This window comes from Pseudomonas sp. F-14 TE3482 (genome assembly GCF_053629455.1).
Genome location: NZ_JBRJII010000001.1, coordinates 2,212,878 through 2,236,456, shown reverse-complemented (window position 1 = coordinate 2,236,456; position 23,579 = coordinate 2,212,878). Strand labels below are relative to the sequence as shown.

The 23,579-nt window shown below is 56.1% G+C and carries 17 protein-coding genes, 2 tRNA genes and 3 rRNA genes; 4 read left to right on the top strand and 18 right to left on the bottom strand.

Translation table 11 applies throughout. The features are described 5' to 3' along the window. Positions 1-82: 82 nt before the first annotated feature. The 14 genes from AB7M26_RS10105 to AB7M26_RS10040 all read right to left on the bottom strand — a co-directional run bounded on the left by AB7M26_RS10105 (position 83) and on the right by AB7M26_RS10040 (position 15,543). Positions 83-2,386, bottom strand: a complete 2,304-nt coding sequence (locus AB7M26_RS10105) for a PqiB family protein (RefSeq protein WP_123501345.1) — start codon at positions 2,384-2,386, stop codon at positions 83-85. Then, complete coding sequence (locus tag AB7M26_RS10100) at positions 2,379-3,002, bottom strand: paraquat-inducible protein A (protein ID WP_123501346.1); 624 nt, start codon at positions 3,000-3,002, stop codon at positions 2,379-2,381. Before AB7M26_RS10100 ends, AB7M26_RS10105 begins: the two co-directional genes overlap by 8 nt. Continuing rightward, positions 2,989-3,648, bottom strand: a complete 660-nt coding sequence (locus AB7M26_RS10095) for a paraquat-inducible protein A (protein WP_123501347.1) — start codon at positions 3,646-3,648, stop codon at positions 2,989-2,991. The genes AB7M26_RS10100 and AB7M26_RS10095 overlap by 14 nt, the downstream gene beginning before the upstream one ends. Before the next feature lie 149 nt (positions 3,649-3,797). Continuing rightward, a 5S ribosomal RNA gene (rrf, locus tag AB7M26_RS10090) occupies positions 3,798-3,913 on the bottom strand. 160 nt (positions 3,914-4,073) lie between these two features. Beyond that, positions 4,074-6,965 (bottom strand): 23S ribosomal RNA (locus AB7M26_RS10085). A gap of 235 nt (positions 6,966-7,200) precedes the next feature. Next, positions 7,201-7,276, bottom strand: a tRNA-Ala gene (locus AB7M26_RS10080). A gap of 30 nt (positions 7,277-7,306) precedes the next feature. Continuing rightward, a tRNA-Ile gene (locus AB7M26_RS10075) sits at positions 7,307-7,383 on the bottom strand. An 82-nt stretch (positions 7,384-7,465) separates the two neighbouring features. Further along, positions 7,466-9,004, bottom strand: a 16S ribosomal RNA gene (locus AB7M26_RS10070). Together the 16S, 23S and 5S rRNA genes with 2 tRNA genes alongside form the textbook arrangement of a ribosomal RNA operon. A gap of 555 nt (positions 9,005-9,559) precedes the next feature. Further along, positions 9,560-10,180, bottom strand: a complete 621-nt coding sequence (gene msrQ / locus AB7M26_RS10065; RefSeq protein ID WP_123497224.1) for a protein-methionine-sulfoxide reductase heme-binding subunit MsrQ — start codon at positions 10,178-10,180, stop codon at positions 9,560-9,562. Next, positions 10,180-11,193: a protein-methionine-sulfoxide reductase catalytic subunit MsrP gene (gene msrP / locus AB7M26_RS10060; protein WP_123497222.1), complete on the bottom strand. Its 1,014-nt coding sequence runs from the start codon at positions 11,191-11,193 to the stop codon at positions 10,180-10,182. Before msrP ends, msrQ begins: the two co-directional genes overlap by 1 nt. Positions 11,194-11,256: 63 nt before the next feature. After that, entirely contained in the window at positions 11,257-12,114 is an 858-nt protein-coding gene (gene pssA / locus AB7M26_RS10055) for a CDP-diacylglycerol--serine O-phosphatidyltransferase (RefSeq protein ID WP_429388809.1), read from the bottom strand. Positions 12,115-12,260: 146 nt separating this feature from the next. Then, positions 12,261-13,277, bottom strand: coding sequence for a ketol-acid reductoisomerase (gene ilvC / locus AB7M26_RS10050; RefSeq protein ID WP_003185459.1), 1,017 nt, complete (start codon positions 13,275-13,277; stop codon positions 12,261-12,263). Between the two features lie 47 nt (positions 13,278-13,324). Next, complete coding sequence (gene ilvN / locus AB7M26_RS10045; RefSeq protein WP_003176102.1) at positions 13,325-13,816, bottom strand: acetolactate synthase small subunit; 492 nt, start codon at positions 13,814-13,816, stop codon at positions 13,325-13,327. 2 nt (positions 13,817-13,818) lie between these two features. Then, positions 13,819-15,543 carry an acetolactate synthase 3 large subunit gene (locus AB7M26_RS10040; protein WP_123497228.1) on the bottom strand — a complete coding sequence of 575 codons (1,725 nt, stop codon included), beginning with the start codon at positions 15,541-15,543 and terminating at the stop codon, positions 13,819-13,821. Between the two features lie 401 nt (positions 15,544-15,944). On the opposite strand from AB7M26_RS10040, the gene AB7M26_RS10035 reads away from it, so the two are divergent. Continuing rightward, the gene (locus AB7M26_RS10035; protein ID WP_123497218.1) at positions 15,945-16,367 is read left to right on the top strand and encodes a DUF4124 domain-containing protein; all 423 of its coding nucleotides are present in this window, start codon (positions 15,945-15,947) and stop codon (positions 16,365-16,367) included. 48 nt (positions 16,368-16,415) lie between these two features. Here the strand turns inward: AB7M26_RS10035 and AB7M26_RS10030 are convergent, their stop codons facing one another. Genes AB7M26_RS10030 through mrcB form a run of 3 tightly spaced genes read right to left on the bottom strand, consistent with a single transcriptional unit; the run spans position 16,416 to position 19,820 of the window. Further along, complete coding sequence (locus tag AB7M26_RS10030; RefSeq protein WP_123497216.1) at positions 16,416-16,751, bottom strand: YqcC family protein; 336 nt, start codon at positions 16,749-16,751, stop codon at positions 16,416-16,418. Next, positions 16,751-17,485, bottom strand: a complete 735-nt coding sequence (locus AB7M26_RS10025; RefSeq protein WP_123497214.1) for a tetratricopeptide repeat protein — start codon at positions 17,483-17,485, stop codon at positions 16,751-16,753. The genes AB7M26_RS10030 and AB7M26_RS10025 overlap by 1 nt, the downstream gene beginning before the upstream one ends. Before the next feature lie 16 nt (positions 17,486-17,501). Beyond that, positions 17,502-19,820 (bottom strand): penicillin-binding protein 1B, encoded by a 2,319-nt coding sequence (gene mrcB, locus AB7M26_RS10020; RefSeq protein ID WP_123497212.1) that lies wholly within the window; start codon positions 19,818-19,820, stop codon positions 17,502-17,504. A 118-nt stretch (positions 19,821-19,938) separates the two neighbouring features. Between mrcB and AB7M26_RS10015 the strand changes: the two genes are divergently transcribed. The 3 genes from AB7M26_RS10015 (at position 19,939) to AB7M26_RS10005 (ending at position 22,435) form a co-directional block, all read left to right on the top strand. Next, the gene (locus tag AB7M26_RS10015; protein ID WP_123497210.1) at positions 19,939-21,495 is read left to right on the top strand and encodes a bifunctional aminoglycoside phosphotransferase/ATP-binding protein; all 1,557 of its coding nucleotides are present in this window, start codon (positions 19,939-19,941) and stop codon (positions 21,493-21,495) included. Positions 21,496-21,586: 91 nt separating this feature from the next. Continuing rightward, positions 21,587-21,931 (top strand): pentapeptide repeat-containing protein, encoded by a 345-nt coding sequence (locus AB7M26_RS10010; RefSeq protein WP_008015079.1) that lies wholly within the window; start codon positions 21,587-21,589, stop codon positions 21,929-21,931. A 231-nt stretch (positions 21,932-22,162) separates the two neighbouring features. Then, the gene (locus AB7M26_RS10005; protein ID WP_007902045.1) at positions 22,163-22,435 is read left to right on the top strand and encodes a TfoX/Sxy family protein; all 273 of its coding nucleotides are present in this window, start codon (positions 22,163-22,165) and stop codon (positions 22,433-22,435) included. A gap of 268 nt (positions 22,436-22,703) precedes the next feature. Here the strand turns inward: AB7M26_RS10005 and AB7M26_RS10000 are convergent, their stop codons facing one another. Then, positions 22,704-23,570, bottom strand: a complete 867-nt coding sequence (locus tag AB7M26_RS10000; protein WP_123497208.1) for a ChaN family lipoprotein — start codon at positions 23,568-23,570, stop codon at positions 22,704-22,706. Positions 23,571-23,579 lie beyond the last annotated feature (9 nt).

The following is a 23,579-nucleotide window of genomic DNA, read 5'->3' as shown; positions in this document are numbered from 1 at the left end:
CCCAGACTTTGGGTACGCCACCGATCACTGTGGGAGCGGGCTTGCCCGCGAAGGCGCCTTCTCAGACGCCAATCAACCTGAATTACTTACCGAGAGAAATCTTTGGCGCCCAGGTCAGCCACTCATCTTCGAACTGGTCGAACAATGGAAAGGTTTGCTCAGCACGCGCCGGAACACCCATGCGGTCGCCATCCGGTGTGGCAAACGCAATGCCGCCCTGAACCAGCGTCTCCAGCGATTCGGTGCGTATTGTCGCGCCTTTGAACAAGCCGTAGTCAAAACCAAAACCACTGGTGTTCCAGAACCGCGTGCCACTGCGCACCAGCGGCGCGTACTTCGGCTCGATCAGGATGTGCACCAACACTCGATCAGCCGTCTGGCCCAGTTCATAGCCGGTCACCTTGCCTACCGTGATTTCGCGATAGGTGACGGGGACGCCAGTCTTCAGCGAACCCCGACGAGCAGCACTCAACACCAGGCTTAAACCAGCCTCTTCCTTGGCGATTTCCGGAGGATTGGTCAAGGCCACGAAAGTCTTCTGTGGGCCGAGGTTCTTCGGCGCCGGTTGTACTTCGATGTATTGCCCGGTGACCAAAGTGTCGAGGTTCGAGGTTTTAATCAGACCGAGCTCAGGTTTAACCACCCAGAACTGACTGCCGACCCGAGCGATACGCTCCGGCACTTCGGTGATCCGAGCGGTCAGCAGTACTGATTGCAGGTCATCACTGAGGTCGACGTCCTCAATCTTGCCAACGTCCAGGCCTTTGAATCGAACCGGCGTGCCACTGCGCAGGCCATCGGCGCGATCGACCTTGATCGTCACCATAGTGCCTTTCTGCGTTGCCTCATCATGGTTGGCATGCAGGCGGAAACGCGGAATACGCTTTTGCAACGGCGCTTTGGCTTCCGGGGTTTCGAAGGCGATGCCACCGGCCATCAGGCTCTGCAACGACTCACTTTTGACCTGGATGCCGCCGGTTAATCCACCGGTGAGCGTAATGCCGCTGGCATTCCAGAAACGCGTCGAGGCGTTGACCAGCCCTTCGTATTCCTTCTCGATATGCACCCCGATCACCAGCTGCTTTTTGGTGCGGGAGAATTGATAGCTTTGAACCGAACCGACCTTGACCTGTTTGTAGAGAATCGGACTGCCGACTTCCAGAGAACCAAGGTTGTCGGTGAACAACACCAAATGCAGGCCGGGCGAACGCAGATCCAGCGGCGGCGCCTTGGGCCGTGCTTCGAACTCACGCTGCGGAGCACCGCCCTTGTCGCCTGGGCGCACGGCAATGTAGTTGCCTTTGACCAGCGCTTCCAGGCCTGTAATACCGGCGAGCGAAATCGATGGTTTTACCACCCAGAACTGAGTGCCGGTGACCAGGTAGTCCTCGGCCAGCGGGTCGAGAGTCAACTCGGCGGTCGCACTGGACAGGTCCGGATCAACCTTGAGCGTTTTCAAATTGCCGACCTGGATACCTTTGTACATCACCGGCGTACGACCGGACTGCAGGCCTTCGAAATCGCTGAGTTTGACCTTGACCCGAATACCGGCTGCAGCCGCATCGAAATCCTCATAGAGACGGAACGGCAGGCTTGGATCGGTAGGCGGGCTGTCTTTGCGATTTTCCGGAGTGGCAAATGCAATACCACCAGCGACGATGCTGGCGAGGGACTCGCTACGTACTTTCACACCAGAAAGGTTGGCGTCGATACTGATGCCGCTGGCATTCCAGAAACGCGTGTGTTTACGCACCAGGCTGGCGTAGGTCGGTTCAATGAAGACTTTGAGTTCGACGGTGCTTTGGTCTGCGGACAGCACATAGCTTTTGATCTGACCGACCTGAATCTGCTTGTAGAACACCGGGCTGCCCCGATTCAGCGAGCCCAGGCGATCAGCCTTGATGGTCAAGTGCAGGCCGGGTTGCGCGTCCGATAGCGGAGGCTCCTGAGCCAGGGCCTTGAACTTGCGGGTCGGCTCACCTTCCCCCGGGCTGACGGCCACGTAGTTACCCGAAACCAGCGTCTCCAGGCCCGTGATACCGGCCAGGGTCACGCTCGGCTTGACCAGCCAGAAACGCGTGCTGGTCCTCAGGTATTGCTCCACGTCTTTATTCATCTCGATGGTAGCGATCACTCCTTTGGAGCTGCCTTCGTCATCGAGTTTGAGGGCTTTCACCTTGCCGACCGACATGCCTTTGTAGACAACTTCGGTCTTGTTGGCCTGAATGCCTTCGCCACTTTCGAAGCGCACCTGAATCTCGATGCCCGTCTCGCTGTAGGCACGCCAGCCGAGCCAGCCGCCGATGATCAAGGCGATCAGGGGCAACACCCAAATGGCAGACCAGTTCGAGGCCGGTCGGGTTTTCGCTTTAGGCAAATCAGTCATGGTCGTCGTCCGACTCCGTGTTATCCCAAATCAGTCGGGGATCGAAAGTTACTGCGGCAAGCATCGTCAGAATCACCACACTGGCGAAGGCGATGGCGCCAAGATTGGCTTCGATGCTGGCAAGCCGTCCAAAATTCACAACCGCCACCAGAATGGCGATTACAAAGATATCCAGCATCGACCAGCGGCCGATGAACTCGATAAAGCGGTACATCAGAATGCGCTGGCGTGCCGAGAGCGGCTGACGGCGCTGCACCGAAAACAGCAGCAATGCGATGCCCACCAGCTTGAACGTGGGAACCAGAATGCTGGCGATAAAAACCACGGCGGCGATTGGAATCATGCCGTGCTGAACCAGTTGGATCACACCGGACATAATGGTGCTCGGATCGCCCTGCCCCAGGGAATTGACGGTCATGATCGGTAGCACATTGGCCGGGATGTAGAGAATCGCGCCCGTGATTAATAACGCCCAAGTACGCATCAGACTGTTCGGGCGGCGGGCATGAACCAGCGCACCGCAGCGAGTGCACACCTGCTCGTCGGTATCGGCTTCCTTTTTATTCAACTCGTGGCATTCGGCACAAATCAGAATGCCTGCATCAATCGCCCGCATGGGCATCCTCTCCTGATAGAGCCTGCCAGATCTGGTGCGGTGACATCACTACTTCCAGCCAGACCTGAACCAACAACAAACTGATGAAGCACACCAGACCAAGACCTACGGTGATCGCCGCCATATCGGCCAATTTGACGATCGCAACCAGTACGCCCATGAGGTAGACCTCGAGCATCCCCCAGTCCCGTAGATGGTGATAAATGCGGTAGAGCAGCAGGCCATAACTGCGTCCGATATCGAAGCGAATACTCAGCAACACGAAGAGCTGGCAAAGCAGCTTGAGCAGCGGAATCCCCATGCTGCAAAGGAATACCACTGCCGCTACGCCTCGCATACCGGTATCGAACAGACCGACAACGCCACTCCAGACAGTATCGTGCGACGACTGTCCGAGTAGATGGAGCTGCATGATGGGTAAAAAGTTCGCCGGGATGAACAACAACAGCGCGGCAATGACCAAGGCGAGACTGCGCTGCACGACATTGTGTCGATGGGCATACAGCTCATAACCGCAGCGTACACAGATGGCTTTCTCACCATGAGCAAGCTCAGGCTTGCGCATCAGCAAGTCGCACTCATGACACGCTACCAAGTCGTCCAGCGGTAAATCTGACAGCCCTGGGGCGTCAACCGGATCTGGCATAAAGGCTCTGGCTCCAAAAAAGTTGGACCTATTCTAGTGTCCTGACTCGAAAATAACTGTGCAATTTTGTATTGTCGCCAGAGTGCTCTTTTCCTGCGGACAAAACAAAACCCCTACCTGCATACGCAGATAGGGGTTTCGGAATTTAATCTTGACGATGACCTACTCTCACATGGGGAAACCCCACACTACCATCGGCGATGCATCGTTTCACTGCTGAGTTCGGGATGGGATCAGGTGGTTCCAATGCTCTATGGTCGTCAAGAAATTCGGTAGCCAGGTCGTGGGCCCTTGCGGGTTCACGCTCCAGCGAATGGGTATGTGATAGTTTGGTGTTTTGTGAGTGTCACAAACTTTCGGTTCGTTTCGTCTTCACACACCGCAATCTGGTGCCTTTTCAGGTCAGCAAATTGCTTGGGTGTTATATGGTCAAGCCTCACGGGCAATTAGTATTGGTTAGCTCAACGCCTCACAGCGCTTACACACCCAACCTATCAACGTCGTAGTCTTCGACGGCCCTTCAGGGGACTCAAGGTCCCAGTGAGATCTCATCTTGAGGCTAGTTTCCCGCTTAGATGCTTTCAGCGGTTATCTATTCCGAACATAGCTACCCGGCAATGCCACTGGCGTGACAACCGGAACACCAGAGGTTCGTCCACTCCGGTCCTCTCGTACTAGGAGCAGCCCCTCTCAAATCTCAAACGTCCACGGCAGATAGGGACCGAACTGTCTCACGACGTTCTAAACCCAGCTCGCGTACCACTTTAAATGGCGAACAGCCATACCCTTGGGACCGGCTTCAGCCCCAGGATGTGATGAGCCGACATCGAGGTGCCAAACACCGCCGTCGATATGAACTCTTGGGCGGTATCAGCCTGTTATCCCCGGAGTACCTTTTATCCGTTGAGCGATGGCCCTTCCATACAGAACCACCGGATCACTAAGACCTACTTTCGTACCTGCTCGACGTGTCTGTCTCGCAGTCAAGCGCGCTTTTGCCTTTATACTCTACGACCGATTTCCGACCGGTCTGAGCGCACCTTCGTACTCCTCCGTTACTCTTTAGGAGGAGACCGCCCCAGTCAAACTACCCACCATACACTGTCCTCGATCCGGATAACGGACCTGAGTTAGAACCTCAAAGTTGCCAGGGTGGTATTTCAAGGTTGGCTCCACGCGAACTGGCGTCCACGCTTCAAAGCCTCCCACCTATCCTACACAAGCAAATTCAAAGTCCAGTGCAAAGCTATAGTAAAGGTTCACGGGGTCTTTCCGTCTAGCCGCGGATACACTGCATCTTCACAGCGATTTCAATTTCACTGAGTCTCGGGTGGAGACAGCGCCGCCATCGTTACGCCATTCGTGCAGGTCGGAACTTACCCGACAAGGAATTTCGCTACCTTAGGACCGTTATAGTTACGGCCGCCGTTTACCGGGGCTTCGATCAAGAGCTTCGCGTTAGCTAACCCCATCAATTAACCTTCCGGCACCGGGCAGGCGTCACACCCTATACGTCCACTTTCGTGTTTGCAGAGTGCTGTGTTTTTAATAAACAGTCGCAGCGGCCTGGTATCTTCGACCGGCGTGGGCTTACGCAGTAAATGCTTCACCCTCACCGGCGCACCTTCTCCCGAAGTTACGGTGCCATTTTGCCTAGTTCCTTCACCCGAGTTCTCTCAAGCGCCTTGGTATTCTCTACCCAACCACCTGTGTCGGTTTGGGGTACGGTTCCTGGTTACCTGAAGCTTAGAAGCTTTTCTTGGAAGCATGGCATCAACCACTTCGTGTTCTAAAAGAACACTCGTCATCAGCTCTCGGCCTTAGAATCCCGGATTTACCTAAGATTCCAGCCTACCACCTTAAACTTGGACAACCAACGCCAAGCTGGCCTAGCCTTCTCCGTCCCTCCATCGCAATAACCAGAAGTACAGGAATATTAACCTGTTTTCCATCGACTACGCTTTTCAGCCTCGCCTTAGGGACCGACTAACCCTGCGTCGATTAACGTTGCGCAGGAAACCTTGGTCTTTCGGCGTGGGTGTTTTTCACACCCATTGTCGTTACTCATGTCAGCATTCGCACTTCTGATACCTCCAGCAAGCTTCTCAACTCACCTTCACAGGCTTACAGAACGCTCCTCTACCGCATCACCTAAGTGATACCCGTAGCTTCGGTGTATGGTTTGAGCCCCGTTACATCTTCCGCGCAGGCCGACTCGACTAGTGAGCTATTACGCTTTCTTTAAAGGGTGGCTGCTTCTAAGCCAACCTCCTAGCTGTCTAAGCCTTCCCACATCGTTTCCCACTTAACCATAACTTTGGGACCTTAGCTGACGGTCTGGGTTGTTTCCCTTTTCACGACGGACGTTAGCACCCGCCGTGTGTCTCCCATGCTCGGCACTTGTAGGTATTCGGAGTTTGCATCGGTTTGGTAAGTCGGGATGACCCCCTAGCCGAAACAGTGCTCTACCCCCTACAGTGATACATGAGGCGCTACCTAAATAGCTTTCGAGGAGAACCAGCTATCTCCGAGCTTGATTAGCCTTTCACTCCGATCCACAGGTCATCCGCTAACTTTTCAACGGTAGTCGGTTCGGTCCTCCAGTTAGTGTTACCCAACCTTCAACCTGCCCATGGATAGATCGCCCGGTTTCGGGTCTATTCCCAGCGACTAGACGCCCTATTAAGACTCGCTTTCGCTACGCCTCCCCTATTCGGTTAAGCTCGCCACTGAAAATAAGTCGCTGACCCATTATACAAAAGGTACGCAGTCACCCAACAAAGTGGGCTCCCACTGCTTGTACGCATACGGTTTCAGGATCTATTTCACTCCCCTCTCCGGGGTTCTTTTCGCCTTTCCCTCACGGTACTAGTTCACTATCGGTCAGTCAGTAGTATTTAGCCTTGGAGGATGGTCCCCCCATATTCAGACAAAGTTTCTCGTGCTCCGTCCTACTCGATTTCATGACCAAGAGATTTTCGCGTACAGGGCTATCACCCACTATGGCCGCACTTTCCAGAGCGTTCCGCTAATCTCAAAGCCACTTAAGGGCTAGTCCCCGTTCGCTCGCCACTACTAAGGGAATCTCGGTTGATTTCTTTTCCTCAGGGTACTTAGATGTTTCAGTTCCCCTGGTTCGCTTCTTAAGCCTATGTATTCAGCTTAAGATACCTAACTTATGTTAGGTGGGTTCCCCCATTCAGACATCTCCGGATCAAAGTCTGTTTGCCGACTCCCCGAAGCTTTTCGCAGGCTACCACGTCTTTCATCGCCTCTGACTGCCAAGGCATCCACCGTATGCGCTTCTTCACTTGACCATATAACCCCAAGCAATCTGGTTATACTGTGAAGACGACATTCGCCGAAAATTCGCGATTAAACTCACAAATTTTACCTTAGCCTGATCACCACCAGTGAAAGTGGCCATCAGTCTATCTTTCTATCACATACCCAAATTTTTAAAGAACGATCTAGCCAAAGACTAGAAATCAACATTCACCATCGTCACGATGGAATGCTCATTTCTAAGCTTTCAACAAACAGAAGCAGTAGTGGTGGAGCCAAACGGGATCGAACCGTTGACCTCCTGCGTGCAAGGCAGGCGCTCTCCCAGCTGAGCTATGGCCCCGTATTTCTAAAGGCGTTTCCCACACAAAATTGGTGGGTCTGGGCAGATTCGAACTGCCGACCTCACCCTTATCAGGGGTGCGCTCTAACCAACTGAGCTACAGACCCAATTTCGGGCTGCTTCTTATCGTCTTCTTCAATGAATCAAGCAATTCGTGTGGGAACTTATGGAGCAGCTGATGTCGTCGATTAAGGAGGTGATCCAGCCGCAGGTTCCCCTACGGCTACCTTGTTACGACTTCACCCCAGTCATGAATCACACCGTGGTAACCGTCCTCCCGAAGGTTAGACTAGCTACTTCTGGTGCAACCCACTCCCATGGTGTGACGGGCGGTGTGTACAAGGCCCGGGAACGTATTCACCGCGACATTCTGATTCGCGATTACTAGCGATTCCGACTTCACGCAGTCGAGTTGCAGACTGCGATCCGGACTACGATCGGTTTTCTGGGATTAGCTCCACCTCGCGGCTTGGCAACCCTCTGTACCGACCATTGTAGCACGTGTGTAGCCCAGGCCGTAAGGGCCATGATGACTTGACGTCATCCCCACCTTCCTCCGGTTTGTCACCGGCAGTCTCCTTAGAGTGCCCACCATAACGTGCTGGTAACTAAGGACAAGGGTTGCGCTCGTTACGGGACTTAACCCAACATCTCACGACACGAGCTGACGACAGCCATGCAGCACCTGTCTCAATGTTCCCGAAGGCACCAATCCATCTCTGGAAAGTTCATTGGATGTCAAGGCCTGGTAAGGTTCTTCGCGTTGCTTCGAATTAAACCACATGCTCCACCGCTTGTGCGGGCCCCCGTCAATTCATTTGAGTTTTAACCTTGCGGCCGTACTCCCCAGGCGGTCAACTTAATGCGTTAGCTGCGCCACTAAGAGCTCAAGGCTCCCAACGGCTAGTTGACATCGTTTACGGCGTGGACTACCAGGGTATCTAATCCTGTTTGCTCCCCACGCTTTCGCACCTCAGTGTCAGTATCAGTCCAGGTGGTCGCCTTCGCCACTGGTGTTCCTTCCTATATCTACGCATTTCACCGCTACACAGGAAATTCCACCACCCTCTACCATACTCTAGCTCGTCAGTTTTGAATGCAGTTCCCAGGTTGAGCCCGGGGATTTCACATCCAACTTAACGAACCACCTACGCGCGCTTTACGCCCAGTAATTCCGATTAACGCTTGCACCCTCTGTATTACCGCGGCTGCTGGCACAGAGTTAGCCGGTGCTTATTCTGTCGGTAACGTCAAAACAATTACGTATTAGGTAACTGCCCTTCCTCCCAACTTAAAGTGCTTTACAATCCGAAGACCTTCTTCACACACGCGGCATGGCTGGATCAGGCTTTCGCCCATTGTCCAATATTCCCCACTGCTGCCTCCCGTAGGAGTCTGGACCGTGTCTCAGTTCCAGTGTGACTGATCATCCTCTCAGACCAGTTACGGATCGTCGCCTTGGTGAGCCATTACCTCACCAACTAGCTAATCCGACCTAGGCTCATCTGATAGCGCAAGGCCCGAAGGTCCCCTGCTTTCTCCCGTAGGACGTATGCGGTATTAGCGTCCGTTTCCGAGCGTTATCCCCCACTACCAGGCAGATTCCTAGGCATTACTCACCCGTCCGCCGCTCGCCACCAGGTACAAGTACCCGTGCTGCCGCTCGACTTGCATGTGTTAGGCCTGCCGCCAGCGTTCAATCTGAGCCATGATCAAACTCTTCAGTTCAAACATCTTTGGGTTTTTAAGAAACCCTAAACTTGGCTCAGCAATCGTTGGTTACATCTTTGATTTCTCGCGGAGTAACTTGTGATGCTGATAATCTTGTTGACTATCAGTCTGACTCCACAAGCACCCACACGAATTGCTTGATTCAGTTGTTAAAGAGCGGTTGGTTAAGATCTTTCGTCTCAACCGAGGCGCGCATTCTACAGCAGCCTCTGTTACTGTCAAGCGGTTATTTTCAGAAGTTTTCAAAGTTTCGCTTGGGAATCTTCAACAACTTCAACCACTTGCGCTTCCGATCTCTCGTTAGCGGGAGGCGAATTCTACAGCGTTACTCGCTGCTGTCAACACCTCTTTTTCTCCGCTTTCGACCGAGAAGATCGAACCGCCAAAAGAGCCAAACAACACCGCTCTTTCAACTCCTTCTGGCTTCGATGAACTGAAGCGTAACCGCTGCCGAAAACTGCATAACTCATTGTTTACCAAGGAGTTTTACGTTTCGACTGCGCCGGAAGTGGGGCGAATTATAGACGTCCAGAATCTGCCGTCAACCTCTAATTACGCTTTTCTTGCAGAGGTGGGCTTTTTAGCTGTTAAACGTGGAATCCGACGGATTACAGGCGGCAATCTCAGCACCAATAACAACGCACCTATAGATGCATAGATCACCCACTCCTTCAGATCGGCACGTACGATCCACAACATATGCAGCAATCCGAGCCCGAGAACCACATAAACCAATCGATGCAGTTTCTTCCAGCGAGAACCTAAACGCCGCTGACTGTAGCGATTAGAGGTAACCGCCAATGCCAGCAAACAGAGAAATCCCAGCACCCCGACAATAATGTAGGGCCGCTTGCGCAACTCGATACCCAGCTGCGACCAATCAAAGCCAAGGATAAACGCGGTGTAACCGCTCAAATGCAAAACCACATAAGCGAAGCACCACAACCCCAACTGCCGCCGAACCGCTATCCATCCCGGCCAACCGGTGAGCTTCTGCAATGGCGTCATGCTTAATGTAATGAGCAGCAGCACAAGCGTCCCCTGCCCCAGACGGTCAATCAATACCTTGCCTGGATCAGGTCCCAGCACATCCGCCCAAGCCTGATACAACCAAAGCACTGGCCAAATCGCTGCAGTGATGAAGACGCCAATACGCCAAAACGGATATCGCATCAGTAATGCTTCCGCAAATCGAGCCCTGTATAGAGAGAAGCAACTTCATCCGAGTAGCCGTTGAACATTTGCGTGTCCCGCACATTGGGCTTGAACAGACCGCTCGGCAAACGCCTTTCCCGTGCCTGGGTCCAGCGCGGGTGATCGACTGTCGGGTTCACGTTCGCATAAAAACCATATTCATCGGAGGCGATACTCTGCCAGGTAGTTTTCGGCTGCTCGCCGACCAGGCTGATCCGCACGATGGATTTAATGCTCTTGAAGCCGTACTTCCAAGGCACCACCAGGCGCAGCGGCGCACCGTTCTGATTCGGCAACTCACGCCCGTACATGCCCACAGCAAGAATCGCCAATGGATTCATTGCTTCATCCAGACGCAACCCTTCTACATAAGGCCAGTCGATCAAGGCAAAGCCGGAACGCTGCCCGGGCATACTCTTGGGATCCTGCAAGGTCTCGAAGCGAATGAACTTGGCTTTGGACGTCGGCTCGACTTCCTTGAGCAACGCCGAAACAGGAAAACCGATCCACGGAATGACCATCGACCAGGCTTCCACACAGCGAAGACGATAGATGCGCTCTTCCAGTTGATAAGGCTTCATGAAGTCTTCCAGCGCATACCGCCCCGGCTTACCCACCTCCCCGTCCACCACCACGCTCCAGGGTTCGGTTTTCAGTGCACCGGCATTGGCTGCGGGATCACCTTTATCGGTACCGAACTCATAGAAGTTGTTGTAGTGGGTCGCATCCTTGAAAGGTGTGATCGCCTCGTCCTTGACGTTGACCGCCTCCCATTTGGTAGAAGGAAGCTTTTCGGCAAACCAGGCGGGCGCCTTGCCAGGCTCGACATCAGCATAACGCGCAACATCATCGGCACTCGCCCAACGCGGCAGACTGCTCACCGCCAAACCTGCAACGGCGGCACCTAATACACTGCGGCGAGAAAGGTAGAGGGATTCAGGCGTGACGTCCGACTCATGACAGTCAGACGCTTTGGGGACTTTGATCAGCATGACAACTCCGCAGCTTTGGAGGACAGATGCACCCATAGACTGCGGAGTATGAGGGAAATTACATCACTCGGCTTTTTTGTGGCGACGAAGACGCAACAGGTACTGCACCGGCCCGGAAGCCGCATAGGTAAGGAAGACCAGCAGCAGGATACGCGGCGGATCACTGAACACAACGGCGAATACCAATACCACCGCGAGAATCGCGACAAAGGGAACGCGCCCTTTCAAGTCCAGCTCCTTGAAGCTGTTGTACTTGATGTTACTGACCATCAGCATCCCGGCGGCGGCAACCATCAGTGCAACCAGGAACGACATCTTGGAACCCTGAATGCCGTAATCGCTGAATGCCCAGACAATGCCCGCGACCACACCGGCGGCGGCCGGGCTGGCCAGGCCGATGAAGTAACGTTTGTCTGCGGTGCCGACTTGAGTGTTGAAACGCGCCAGGCGTAACGCCGCCCCCGCTACATAGATGAAGGCAACCATCCAGCCGACCTTGCCCATGTCACCCAGGGCCCAACCGAATGCCAGCAATGCCGGCGCCACACCAAAGGCAACCATGTCCGACAGCGAGTCGTACTCCGCACCGAAGGCGCTTTGGGTATTGGTCATACGGGCAACGCGACCGTCGAGGCCGTCGAGCACCATGGCGACGAAAATCGCGATCGCGGCAAACGCAAAATATTTGCTCGCGCCAATCACATCACCAGCACTCAAGGCACTCTGGGCGCTCATTGAGTTGATGATGGAATAGAACCCTGCGAAGAGGTTCGCAGTGGTGAACAGATTCGGCAGAAGATAGATACCACGATGCCGGACTTTACGACCTTCAGCGTCATGCCCTTCTTCGATGTGTTCATCGATGGGCAGAAGGCTTTCGGCGTCAGAAGCCTGCTTTGGCTCTTCGGGACGTTCGCTCATGGACATTTACCTTGCAACGGGGTGGAAAGTTTCGACAGGTGTCTGGGACGACGGTTCGGCCACAAACAATGCAGCTTTATACCAGAACCGGCGGATCCAAACGAAAAAACGCGGCCTAGGCCGCGTTTTCCGTACAAGCTCGGGACTTAGTTCTTGGCTTTGTCGACGATCTTGTTGGCACCGATCCACGGCATCATCGAGCGCAGCTGCTCACCGATGATTTCGATACCGTGGGCGGCGTTGTTACGACGCTTGGCGGTCATCGAAGGATAGCCGGTGGCGCCCTCGCTGATGAACATCTTGGCGTATTCGCCGTCCTGAATACGTTTCAGGGCGTTGCGCATGGCCTGACGGGACTCGGCGTTGATCACTTCCGGACCGGTCACGTACTCGCCGTACTCAGCGTTGTTGGAGATCGAGTAGTTCATGTTGGCGATACCGCCTTCGTACATGAGGTCAACGATCAGCTTCAGTTCGTGCAGGCATTCGAAGTAGGCCATTTCCGGCGCGTAGCCAGCTTCAACCAGGGTTTCGAAACCGGCTTTTACCAGCTCAACGGTACCGCCGCACAGAACGGCTTGTTCGCCGAACAGGTCGGTTTCGGTTTCGTCCTTGAAGGTGGTTTCGATGATGCCGGTACGACCGCCACCAACGCCAGCAGCGTAGGACAGTGCAACGTTTTTGGCGTTGCCCGAAGCATCCTGGTAGATAGCGATCAGGTCAGGGATACCGCCGCCTTTGACGAACTCGGAACGCACGGTGTGGCCCGGAGCTTTCGGCGCGATCATGATCACGTCGAGGTCAGCACGTGGCACAACCTGGTTGTAGTGAATCGCGAAACCGTGGGAGAAGGCCAGGGTGGCGCCTTTCTTGATGTTCGGCTCGATTTCGTTCTTGTACAGGGCAGACTGGAACTCGTCCGGGGTCAGGATCATGACCAGGTCGGCAGCAGCTACAGCAGAAGCAACGTCGGTCACTTTCAGGCCGTGGGCTTCGGCTTTGGCAACAGTAGCCGAACCTTTACGCAGACCGACAGTAACGTCAACGCCGGAGTCTTTCAGGTTGCACGCTTGAGCGTGGCCCTGGGAACCGTAACCGATGATGGCAACTTTCTTGCCCTGGATGATCGACAGGTCGCAGTCTTTATCGTAGAAAACTTTCATGAATTTCCCCTTTATATCTGGCCCTTCAGGCCATTCGCTAATTTGGTTTAGATGCTCAGTACTTTGTCGCCGCGGGCAATCCCGGTGACGCCACTGCGTACGGTTTCCAGAATCGAGGCAGTCCCGATCGATTGAATGAAGCTGTCGAGCTTGTCGCTGGTACCGGTCAATTGAACGGTATACACGCTAGCGCTGACATCAACGATCTGCCCGCGATAAATATCGGTGGTGCGCTTGATCTCGGCGCGCTGGGCGCCGGTGGCCTTGACCTTGACCAGCATCAGTTCGCGCTCGATGTGAGCACTCTCCGACAGGTCGACCAGTTTTACCACTTCGATCAGCTTGTTCAGGTTCTTGGTGATCTGCTCGATGACCTCATCGTGCCCTACCGTGGTCAGCGTCAGACGCGACAGGGTCGGGTCTTCGGTTGGCGCCACGGTCAGGCTCTCGATGTTGTAGTTGCGCTGCGAGAACAGGCCGACTACACGAGACAAAGCGCCCGGTTCGTTTTCCAGAAGCAAGGAAATAATGTGCCGCATGATTAAGTACGCTCCGTCTTGCTCAGCCACATATCGCGCATGGAGCCGTCTTTGATCTGCATCGGGTAGACGTGCTCGCTGGTGTCGACCGAAATATCGATAACCACCAGGCGATCTTTCATGGCGAACGCCTCTTCCATCTTCGACTTCAAATCTTTCGATTCGGTGATGCGCACGCCAACGTGACCATAGGCCTCGGCCAGCTTGACGAAGTCAGGCAACGATTCCATGTAGGAGTGCGAGTGGCGGCTGCCATAACTCATGTCCTGCCACTGGCGAACCATACCCAGTACACCGTTATTCAGAATGACGATCTTCACCGGCAAACCGTATTGCAGGCAGGTCGACAGTTCCTGAATGTTCATCTGGATGCTGCCCTCGCCCGTTACGCAGGCGACGTCATCATCCGGGAAGCTCAGCTTGATGCCCATGGCCGCCGGAAAACCGAAGCCCATGGTTCCCAGGCCACCGGAGTTGATCCAGCGGTTTGGCTTGTTGAACGTGTAGTACTGCGCAGCGAACATTTGGTGCTGACCCACGTCGGAGGTCACAAAGGCGTCGCCCTTGGTCACTTCGCACAGGGTTTCGATCACGGTCTGCGGCTTGATCACGCTGCCGTCGCCCTTGTCATAAGGGAACAGGCCGCGATCGCCGCGCCACTCATCGACTTGCTTCCACCAGCTGGCAACGGACTCCTTGTTCGGGGTCTCGCCGATTTCCTTGAGGATCGCGACCATTTCGGTCAAGACACTTTCGACCGGACCGACGATAGGCACGTCTGCCTTGATGGTCTTGGAGATCGAAGCCGGGTCGATGTCGATGTGAATGATCTTGGCATTCGGACAGAACTTGGCCGGGCCGTTGATCACGCGATCGTCGAAGCGCGCGCCGACTGCAAGGATGACATCGGCATGGTGCATCGCCAGGTTGGCGGTGTAGCTGCCGTGCATGCCGAGCATGCCAATGAACTGACGGTCGGTGCCAGGGTAGGCACCCAAACCCATCAGGGTATTGGTCACTGGCAGGTTGAGCATCTTCGCCAGTTCGGTCAGCGGCGCGGAGCCACCACCGAGAATCACGCCGCCGCCTGAGTAAAGCACAGGACGCTTGGCCGCCAGGAGCATTTCGGCTGCCTTGCGGATTTGCCCGGAGTGACCGCGAACGGCCGGGCTGTAGGAACGCAGCTTGGCTTTTTTCGGGAAGATGTATTCGAACTTCTCGGCCGGGTTGGTCATGTCTTTCGGGATATCGACAACGACCGGACCAGGACGACCGGATTGCGCCAGGTAGAACGCTTTCTTCATGACTTCCGGGATTTCCGACGCATGCTTGATCATGAAACTGTGCTTCACGATCGGCCGGGAGATACCGATCATGTCGGTTTCCTGGAATGCATCGGTGCCTACCATGGTGCTAGGCACCTGGCCGGAAATGATCACCATCGGAATGGAGTCCATGTAGGCCGTGGCAATACCGGTGATGGCGTTGGTTGCGCCCGGGCCGGAGGTTACCAGTACCACACCGGCTTTACCGGTGGCACGGGCATAGCCGTCAGCCATATGGGTCGCAGCCTGCTCGTGACGAACCAGGATGTGGGTCACTTCCGGTTCTTTGAACAGGGCATCATAGACATGAAGAAGAGCACCACCCGGGTACCCGTAGATATATTTGACGCCTTCGTCACGCAAAAAGCGGACGAGCATCTCACCGCCAGATAAAAGCTCCACGTTGTTCACCTCTAAAACGCCAGAATACCGCCCACATACAAAGAGGACGGGTCTTAATAGGTTTACTTCTCGGCAGAGCATGAGCGACGGTGGTCGCCGACTACGTCAGCACTGACTGAGCAAGTATTGGGATCGTCCCAAGTGTTGCGGGCCTTTCCCACCCAGCGCGAGGTAACGCGTTGCGGGTGTAACAGGTCGGCGCGGATGTGCGCCTCATGATCTACCGAGTGGGTCTGCTTCTGGCAGTCCCTCTACAGCGGACTTTGGATTCTTCTGTTTCGCCCATCGCAAGTCAAGCCGTCAATGTGCTTTATTCGAACTAAGCGCATGAGAACGCAAGAAAAAACCTTTAAACCGCAACTGTGTTAGCTTCGATTGCGCACCCATGACAAGGAAATGGCATGCGAACGTTCTTCTTCACCGCCGGCTTGCTGATCAGCCTGAGCCCTTTGTGCATGGCGGGTCAGATCTATAAATGGGTCGATGCCCAGGGCGTTACCCATTTCGATGCGCAACCGCCCCCAGGCCAGGAGCCCACCCTAGTGGTGACGCCCGCCCCGCCCGTCGGCAAACCGAGCACGCCGCCGCGCAGCAACGTCGTAGGCGATCAACGGGCCATCGACAACAAAGTGAAAAAGCAGGTCGCCGAGCAGCAAGACCAGCTAAGAGTATTCTGCGAACAGGCCCGAACGAACCTGGCTCAACTGCAGAATAATCCGCGACTACGGGAGGATGTCGACGGTGAGATGCGCCGCCTGACCGACCAACAACGTCAGGAGCGCATCACCGAAGCACAGAAACAGATTGCGAAAAACTGCCAGTAGGAGCTGTCGACACTCGACAGCTCCTACGGCTCCTACAACGGATTGGAGTTAGCGGGAGGCGGTGATCAACAGGTCGAACTCTTTGAGCAAGACCTGAAGCTGCCGATCCTTGCCCTGGACGTTGCGGGCGGCGAAGACCATTTCGGCCATCTCCTGGATCCCCGATGCGTTTGGCAAGGGTAGATCCTGCTCCAAAATCGTTTTCATGCGCGGCAGGAAGATCCATTGCAGCCATTGCTCGAAATCCAGCGTATCCACCGAAAACGGCTCGACACTGGAAAGCGCTTCAGCGGACGGCGGAACTTCGTCCCACCAGCCCTGAACGCGCAGTTCGCGCTCGATCAGCAGCAACTGCTCGGCAATCTTCGGGAAGCGTGCATCCATCACAGCGAGACCTTGGCCTTCTGACGCGCCAACGCTGCACCGGCGGAGTCACCCTGCTTCTCACGAGCCTGAGCGATCAATTCCCACAGGCTGGCCTGAAGGGCCGGACGACCATTGGCGAACGTCAAACCACGACGAGCGAATTGTTCGGCCTGTGCCGCATCGCCTTGAGCCATACGTACCTGGGCCAGACGATAAAGCACTTGTGGCTCACGCGGCGCGACACGCTGGGCGCGCTCGAGACTGGAAGACGCACCATTAAGGTCGCCGCTGGCCTGTTGCTGCTGGGCAGTGGTCAACAACGCTAGGACCGGACCGTCCAGTTGCTCATCGGCAGACAGGCCGCCGGAGCTCGCCGAAGGAATCCCGCTCGGCGTCGATGGCATGCTGTAGCTGCCCTGATTGATCGGTGCCGACTGAACCGGCGAGGTATCGATCGGGCCCGGAGTGATCGGGCCTGGGGTAATCGGCGAAGTGCTGATCGGGGCCGAGGAAACCGCGCCACCACCCGGCACCATCACGACGACGCCAGTATCACCTTGCGGGATTGCCTGAGTCTGGGCTTGTGCAGGACGTTTTACCGTCGACTGCCGGAAACCGCCATTCGCCGAAATCCGTTCGCTGTTGGAGACGGCGCTGCCGGAGTCCACAACCGGAATCGAACCACGCTGTACGGTGGAGCAGCCGCTGAGCAAAGCCACGGCGGTCACTGCTGGAATCAACCACTTGTTCACTTGAAACCCTCTTTGCTTAATTCATCCAGCCCTTGACCCAATCCATCACCGATTCAGCAGGGCTTTCGCCACCGCAAGCGGGACCGGGAGGCGGTTCGCTGCCGCGAATATACGGCATCTGCACTGCGCCTGGGCAGCTGCCTTCAGAACCTTGCCCGGTACGCGAATCGACCCAGGCCTGAACAATGTTGTCCGGCTGCGGCATGTCCAGCGGCAGCGGATCGGCCTTGCGCATGAAACTGGTCCAGACCTGCAACGCACCGGTGGCACCGGTGAACGGCGTCTTGCCGTTATCATCGCGCCCCAGCCAGACCACCGCCAGCAGATCCTGACTGAAACCGGCGAACCAGCTGTCCCGCGAATCGTTACTGGTACCGGTTTTGCCGGCCAGCGTCAGGGTTTTCGGCAACACGTTATAAACCGAACTACCGGTGCCTTCACGCATGACTCGTTGCATGGCGCTCTGAACCAGGTAAATGGACGCCGGATCGAACTGCTGCTGAATCTGGAATGGATAACGCTTGAGCGGCTCGCCCTCGGCAGTCAGCACGCTGCGAATCCCACGCATCGGCGTATTGAATCCGCCGTTGGCCAGTGTCTGGTACATGGTCGCCACTTCGATCGGGGTCAAGCCACCGGCCCCCAGCAACATCGACGGGAACGCCGGAAACTCGCGACTCACCCCCAGACGCGCCAGGGTCTTCAAGACATTCGGTACGCCCACCGCCAAGCCGAGACGTGCGGTCGACAGGTTGTAGGAATGCGCCAGCCCTTGATAAAGGAACACCGTACCGTGGGAACGGCGATCATAGTTCTGCGGTTTCCAGACCTGACCGTCCGCGCCTTTGACCGAAAAGGATTCGTCCGACAGCCAACTGGTCAGCGTGTACTGACTCGGCTTCTCGAGGGCTGTCAGATAAACCGCCGGCTTGATTAACGAGCCGATTGGTCGTACTGCGTCCAGCGCCCGGTTGAAACCGGCAAAACCCGCCTGACGGCTGCCGATCATCGCCTGGACTTCTCCGGTTTCGGGGTTGGTCACGACCATGGCCGCCTCAACCTCATCGGAACCCTTGCGCCCGGCCAGACGCTTGAACGTGTCGTTGACCGAGGCTTCGGCTTTCATCTGCAGGATCGGGTCGAAACTGGTGAAAATCCGCAACCCTTCTTCGGTCAAGTCTTCGTCGCGGTAGTCTTCGCGCAACTGACGTTTGACCAGGTCGAGGAAGCCCGGGAACGAGCTGTCGGCCAACTTGCCGCGAGTGGTCACACCCAGTGGCATTTTCTTCGCCGCTTCAACCTGTTCGGCGGTGGCAACGCCTTGTTCCCCCAGAACATCAAGCACCAGATTGCGCCGCTCCAGCGCCCGCTCAGGGTTGCGACGCGGGTTGTAATAGGACGGCCCCTTGACCATGCCCACCAACAAAGCGACTTGATGCAGTTTCAGCTCAGACAATGGCTGCCCGAAGAAGAACTGACTGGCAAGACCGAAACCGTGCACCGCGCGCTGACCATCCTGGCCGACGAACACTTCATTGAGGTAAGCCTCAAGAATTTCGCGCTTGTCGTAATGCAGCTCAAGCAACATCGCCATCATGGCTTCGGTGAGCTTACGGGTCAGGCTGCGTTCGCTGGTGAGGTAGAAGTTCTTGACCAACTGTTGCGTCAGCGTACTGCCGCCCTGGGTCATTTTGCCGCCCGAGGTGTTGACGTAGATGGCTCTGACGATCGACTTCGGCGACACGCCCCAGTGGTTGTAGAAATCCCGGTCTTCTACGGCAATCAGGGTTTCGAGCAGATACGGCGGAACCTGATCGATTTTGATCAGGATGCGGTCTTCAAGGTTTTTCGGGTAAATCCCGCCAATCAACAGCGGCTCCAGTCGCACCACAGAGAGCTTCGAACCGTTGGTCGCCGAGAGCTCGGCCACGTAATCGCCGGAGAAGCGCACGCGCACAGGCTGAGCTGTCTCCATGCCTTCGTAGAACTGGAAGCCACGGGTGTTCAAGTCGATGGTATTGCCATTGACCGCCGCCGCGCCGGGGCCGTTGCTGACGGCTTCGCGTCGGTAGCCCAAGGCATCGAGCTCGGTGAGGAAGTCTTCCTTGCTCAGCTTTTGGCCAGTGAACAGCTCAAGCGGGCGCGCGTACACCTTGGCCGGGATGGTCCAGCGCTTGCCGGAGAACTTCTCCTGGACCACAGCGTCGAGATAAACCGCGAACCCGGCAAGCACCACAAGGCCGACCAGGCTGAGTTTAAGGGCCCAGCCCAGCCAGGGGCGCATGCCCTTGGAAGGTGGTTTTTTGGGGGTGCGGGGGGATCGAGTACGAGTCATGGCGGCGGATTATACGCACTTTATTCATCCTCGACAGAAGCCCGCTGAGGTTTGCGTCGGGCAGACTTGCGGCCATAATGGCGGCCTTGAATTTTCCCCAGACTCTGAAGGATCGCCTGTGAGCCAGTCCCTGATCGCTGCCCTGCAAAACCCGGCCCTCTACCCGCATCCCGTAGAAGGGTTTCAGGTCATCGAAACCCATATTTCGTGGGTGCTGCTCACCGGCCCCTACGCTTATAAAGTGAAGAAGCCAGTGAATTTCGGCTTCCTCGACTTCACCAGCCTCGAGGCTCGCGAGCATTTCTGCGCTGAAGAGCTGCGCCTGAACCAGCGCCTGACCCATGATTTGTATCTGGAAGTGTTGCCGATCACTGGCAGCGCCGAGGCGCCACAACTGGGTGGCGATGGTCCGATTGTCGATTACGCCCTGAAAATGCGTCAGTTCCCACAAAGCCAGTTGCTCAGCACTCTGCAAGCCAATGGCGAATTGACCACCACGCACATCGACGAGATGGCGGCGCAGATCGCTCAATTCCACCTCCGCGCGCCGAAAGTGCCTGCCGAGCACGAAGCCGGTACGCCGGACAGCGTGATGGCGCCGGTGCGGCAGAACTTCGAACAGATCCGTCCGTTCCTCAGCGACAAGGCCGATCTGCTGCAACTCGAGGCGCTGCAAGCCTGGGCCGAAAGCAGCTTCGAACGCCTCAAGCCGCTATTCGCCCAGCGCAAGGCCGACGGTTTCATTCGTGAATGCCACGGTGACATTCACTTGGGCAACGCTACCGTGATCGACGGCAAAGTGGTGATTTTCGACTGCATCGAGTTCAACGAACCGTTCCGCTTCACCGACGTTTACGCCGACACCGGCTTCCTGGCCATGGACCTGGAAGACCGCGGCCTGAAAAGCCTGGCGCGCCGTTTCATCAGCCAATACCTGGAGCTGACCGGCGACTATCAGGGCCTTGAGCTGCTGAACTTCTATAAAGCCTACCGCGCACTGGTTCGCGCCAAGGTCAGCCTGTTCAGCATGCCGGCCGAGGCCGATCCGGTGCAGCGCGCCACCACCCTGCGTCAGTACCGCAACTACGCCAATCTGGCGGAAAGCTACAGCACCATTCCTTCGCGTTTCCTGGCGATTACCCACGGTGTTTCCGCCGTCGGCAAGAGTCACGTGGCCATGCGCCTGGTGGAAGCCCTCGGCGCCATTCGCCTGCGTTCCGATGTCGAGCGCAAGCGTATGTTCGGCGAGCAAACCGTACCGAATGACCCGCAGGCCGGCATCTATAGTGCCGATGCCAGCGCCGCCACCTACAGCCGTCTGCATGAAATCACCGGTGTAATTTTGCATGCCGGTTTCCCGGTGGTGGTCGATGCCACGTATCTTAAGCGCGACCAACGCGACGGCGCGGCGAAAATCGCCGAAGCCACGGGCGCGCCGTTCCTGATCCTCGACTGCGACGCACCGCAAGCGGTGATCGAGAGCTGGCTTAAGCAACGTCAGACAGACAATAACGATCCGTCCGACGCCAACCTGGCCGTTATCGCCGCCCAGCAAGCCAGCCGCGAGGCCCTGACGCCAGCAGAAATTCTCTGCAGCAAACGCGTCCAGACCAATGAAAGTGGCACGCTCGATACCGTCGTTGCGCAGATCCGCCAACGCCTGCCAGGCCTGTAAGAAACTATTTCAACCGTGAAGCCTTCACCGGCTTCACGGCTGTCAAATAGTGGCACTATACTGGCGCCATAAAACCATCAGGTGATGTGACATGAGCCAGCCGAAACTTCTCGACACCCCGCTTTATGCCTTGCTGCACAAAGACGACATCACAGGCTTTAACAACGAGCGCCCGAAAGATGGACCCATCGACATGGTCGGTGGCGACTTCCGTGGTCTCGATCTGCGTGAACTGAACGCCGACGGCGTCGACTTCACCGATGCCTATTTCCGTTCTGCCGACTTGCGCGGCATCGACTTTCGCAACGCTTCCCTGGAAGGGGCGAGCCTGGCCCACGCGCAGATCTCCGGCGCGTACTTCCCGCCAGAGCTGAGTGCCGATGAGATTTTGATGTCGATGAATTTCGGTACGCGACTGCGTTATCGCACCCGCTAAAAGCGACGTTCTACCAGGTCCGGCGCCCCTGCCTTGCGCTGGACTTGTACTTTTTCACCCCCCGAAACTCACACCTTCCGACCGCACTCGCAGCCTTTTCACGCCGCTTCTTGAGCCCGTTTCTTAGAAGCTTTTGCGTCGAAACCGACCAAACAATCACGCTTTTCCTACTGATGGCTACACTGCTGAGAGGCTCGCCCACGCACCGTTCGGCTGTCGCAAGGAGGCTTGATGAATGATGAACTGCAACACCTGAAAAATCTTGGCAAGACGTCGGCGCAATGGCTGCATGCCGTGGGCATCCACAGTGCATCGGACTTGCGTCGGCTGGGAGCTGTGGATGCTTATCGGGCCGTGCGCACGCGCGGTTTTCGGGCTTCCAAGGTGTTGTTGTATGCGATCGAAGGCGCACTGATGGATGTTCACTGGAACGACATTCCCGCCGAACGCAAGGAAGCTTTGAACAAACAACTGGACGCCATCTCGTCACGCCACAAGATTTGAACGGGTAATTACGCTTACGCACACAGCCTGAAGAGCAATGATTGCAAGGCCTTCACCAAGGGAACTGGTGAGATCCACAGAAATTGAAAATCAGCGGTTGACTTGGTAATGAGAATCGCTATGATTATCACAACTGGTCGCGAGACTGGTCGATATTCTGAAAAGCCCTTGGTTCGGACTCTCAGATTATCTCCTCATCAGGCTAATCACGGTTATTTGACCCGGCTCTTGCCGGGTCTTTTTTTGCCTGTGGAAAACTCGCCAGGTTTTACTGCCCTGACTGCTTGCCGAACTGTTTACGCATTTGTGCGCAGTAATCTTGCGGTGGCGTGGCGGGCGTATACCAAACGTAATCGGCCATGGCCGGCGTGACCTCTGCGCCCCGCTCCGCCAGCATCAATACCATCGGCGCTTCAGACTCACCCAAGTCCTGCACATGGATCGGCACCCCGACATCCTTGCGTGCATGGTACGCGCCAGCAAACAGCAGTGAAGGCGTTGGTGCGGCCAGTAATCGCCCGGCCATCCGCCGGTCACGTTGCTGCTGGACGGCCAGCATCGCGGGCATTTGCGATGTGGGCAGCAAGCCACAATGGGAATCGCTGATTTGTGCCAGCAACGTCTCCTTGACCATCGGGGCGTTGGAGCGCGAACCGCTCAATGTCGGCGGTTTGGCATAGACATTACGGACTTCAAGCGTATCCAGATTGGCCGCCAGCAACGGGTACGGCTGAGTCAGGGCAAAACCAACGATCGGCCCGTACAGATTCCACTCCCAACCCGGTTGCCAGGCCAACGCATTGGGCAAGTCAGCGGGTAGCGGTGAAGAGTGCTTAACGTGATCGACGCGCCCTTGTTGATCCGGCGTGAGCATTTCCAGCAGTAGACTGCCTTGGGGTCGCTGCTCATTCAGCGTCTGTAATAACCACAATTGCAGTTGATGGTGATCACGATTGTCATGCTGCTCGCCGACGATCAACCGCGAAGGCTTGGCCAACCGTGCAAGCAGTTCCTGCGCTGTCAGTGTTTGCCCGCTGCGCAGGTCCCGGATCTCGCCGCTGACGGGTGGCGGCACCACCGGCACATGCTGACAGGCACTCAGTAACAGCACAGCCAGGATCACCATCACACGCATGTTCTCACC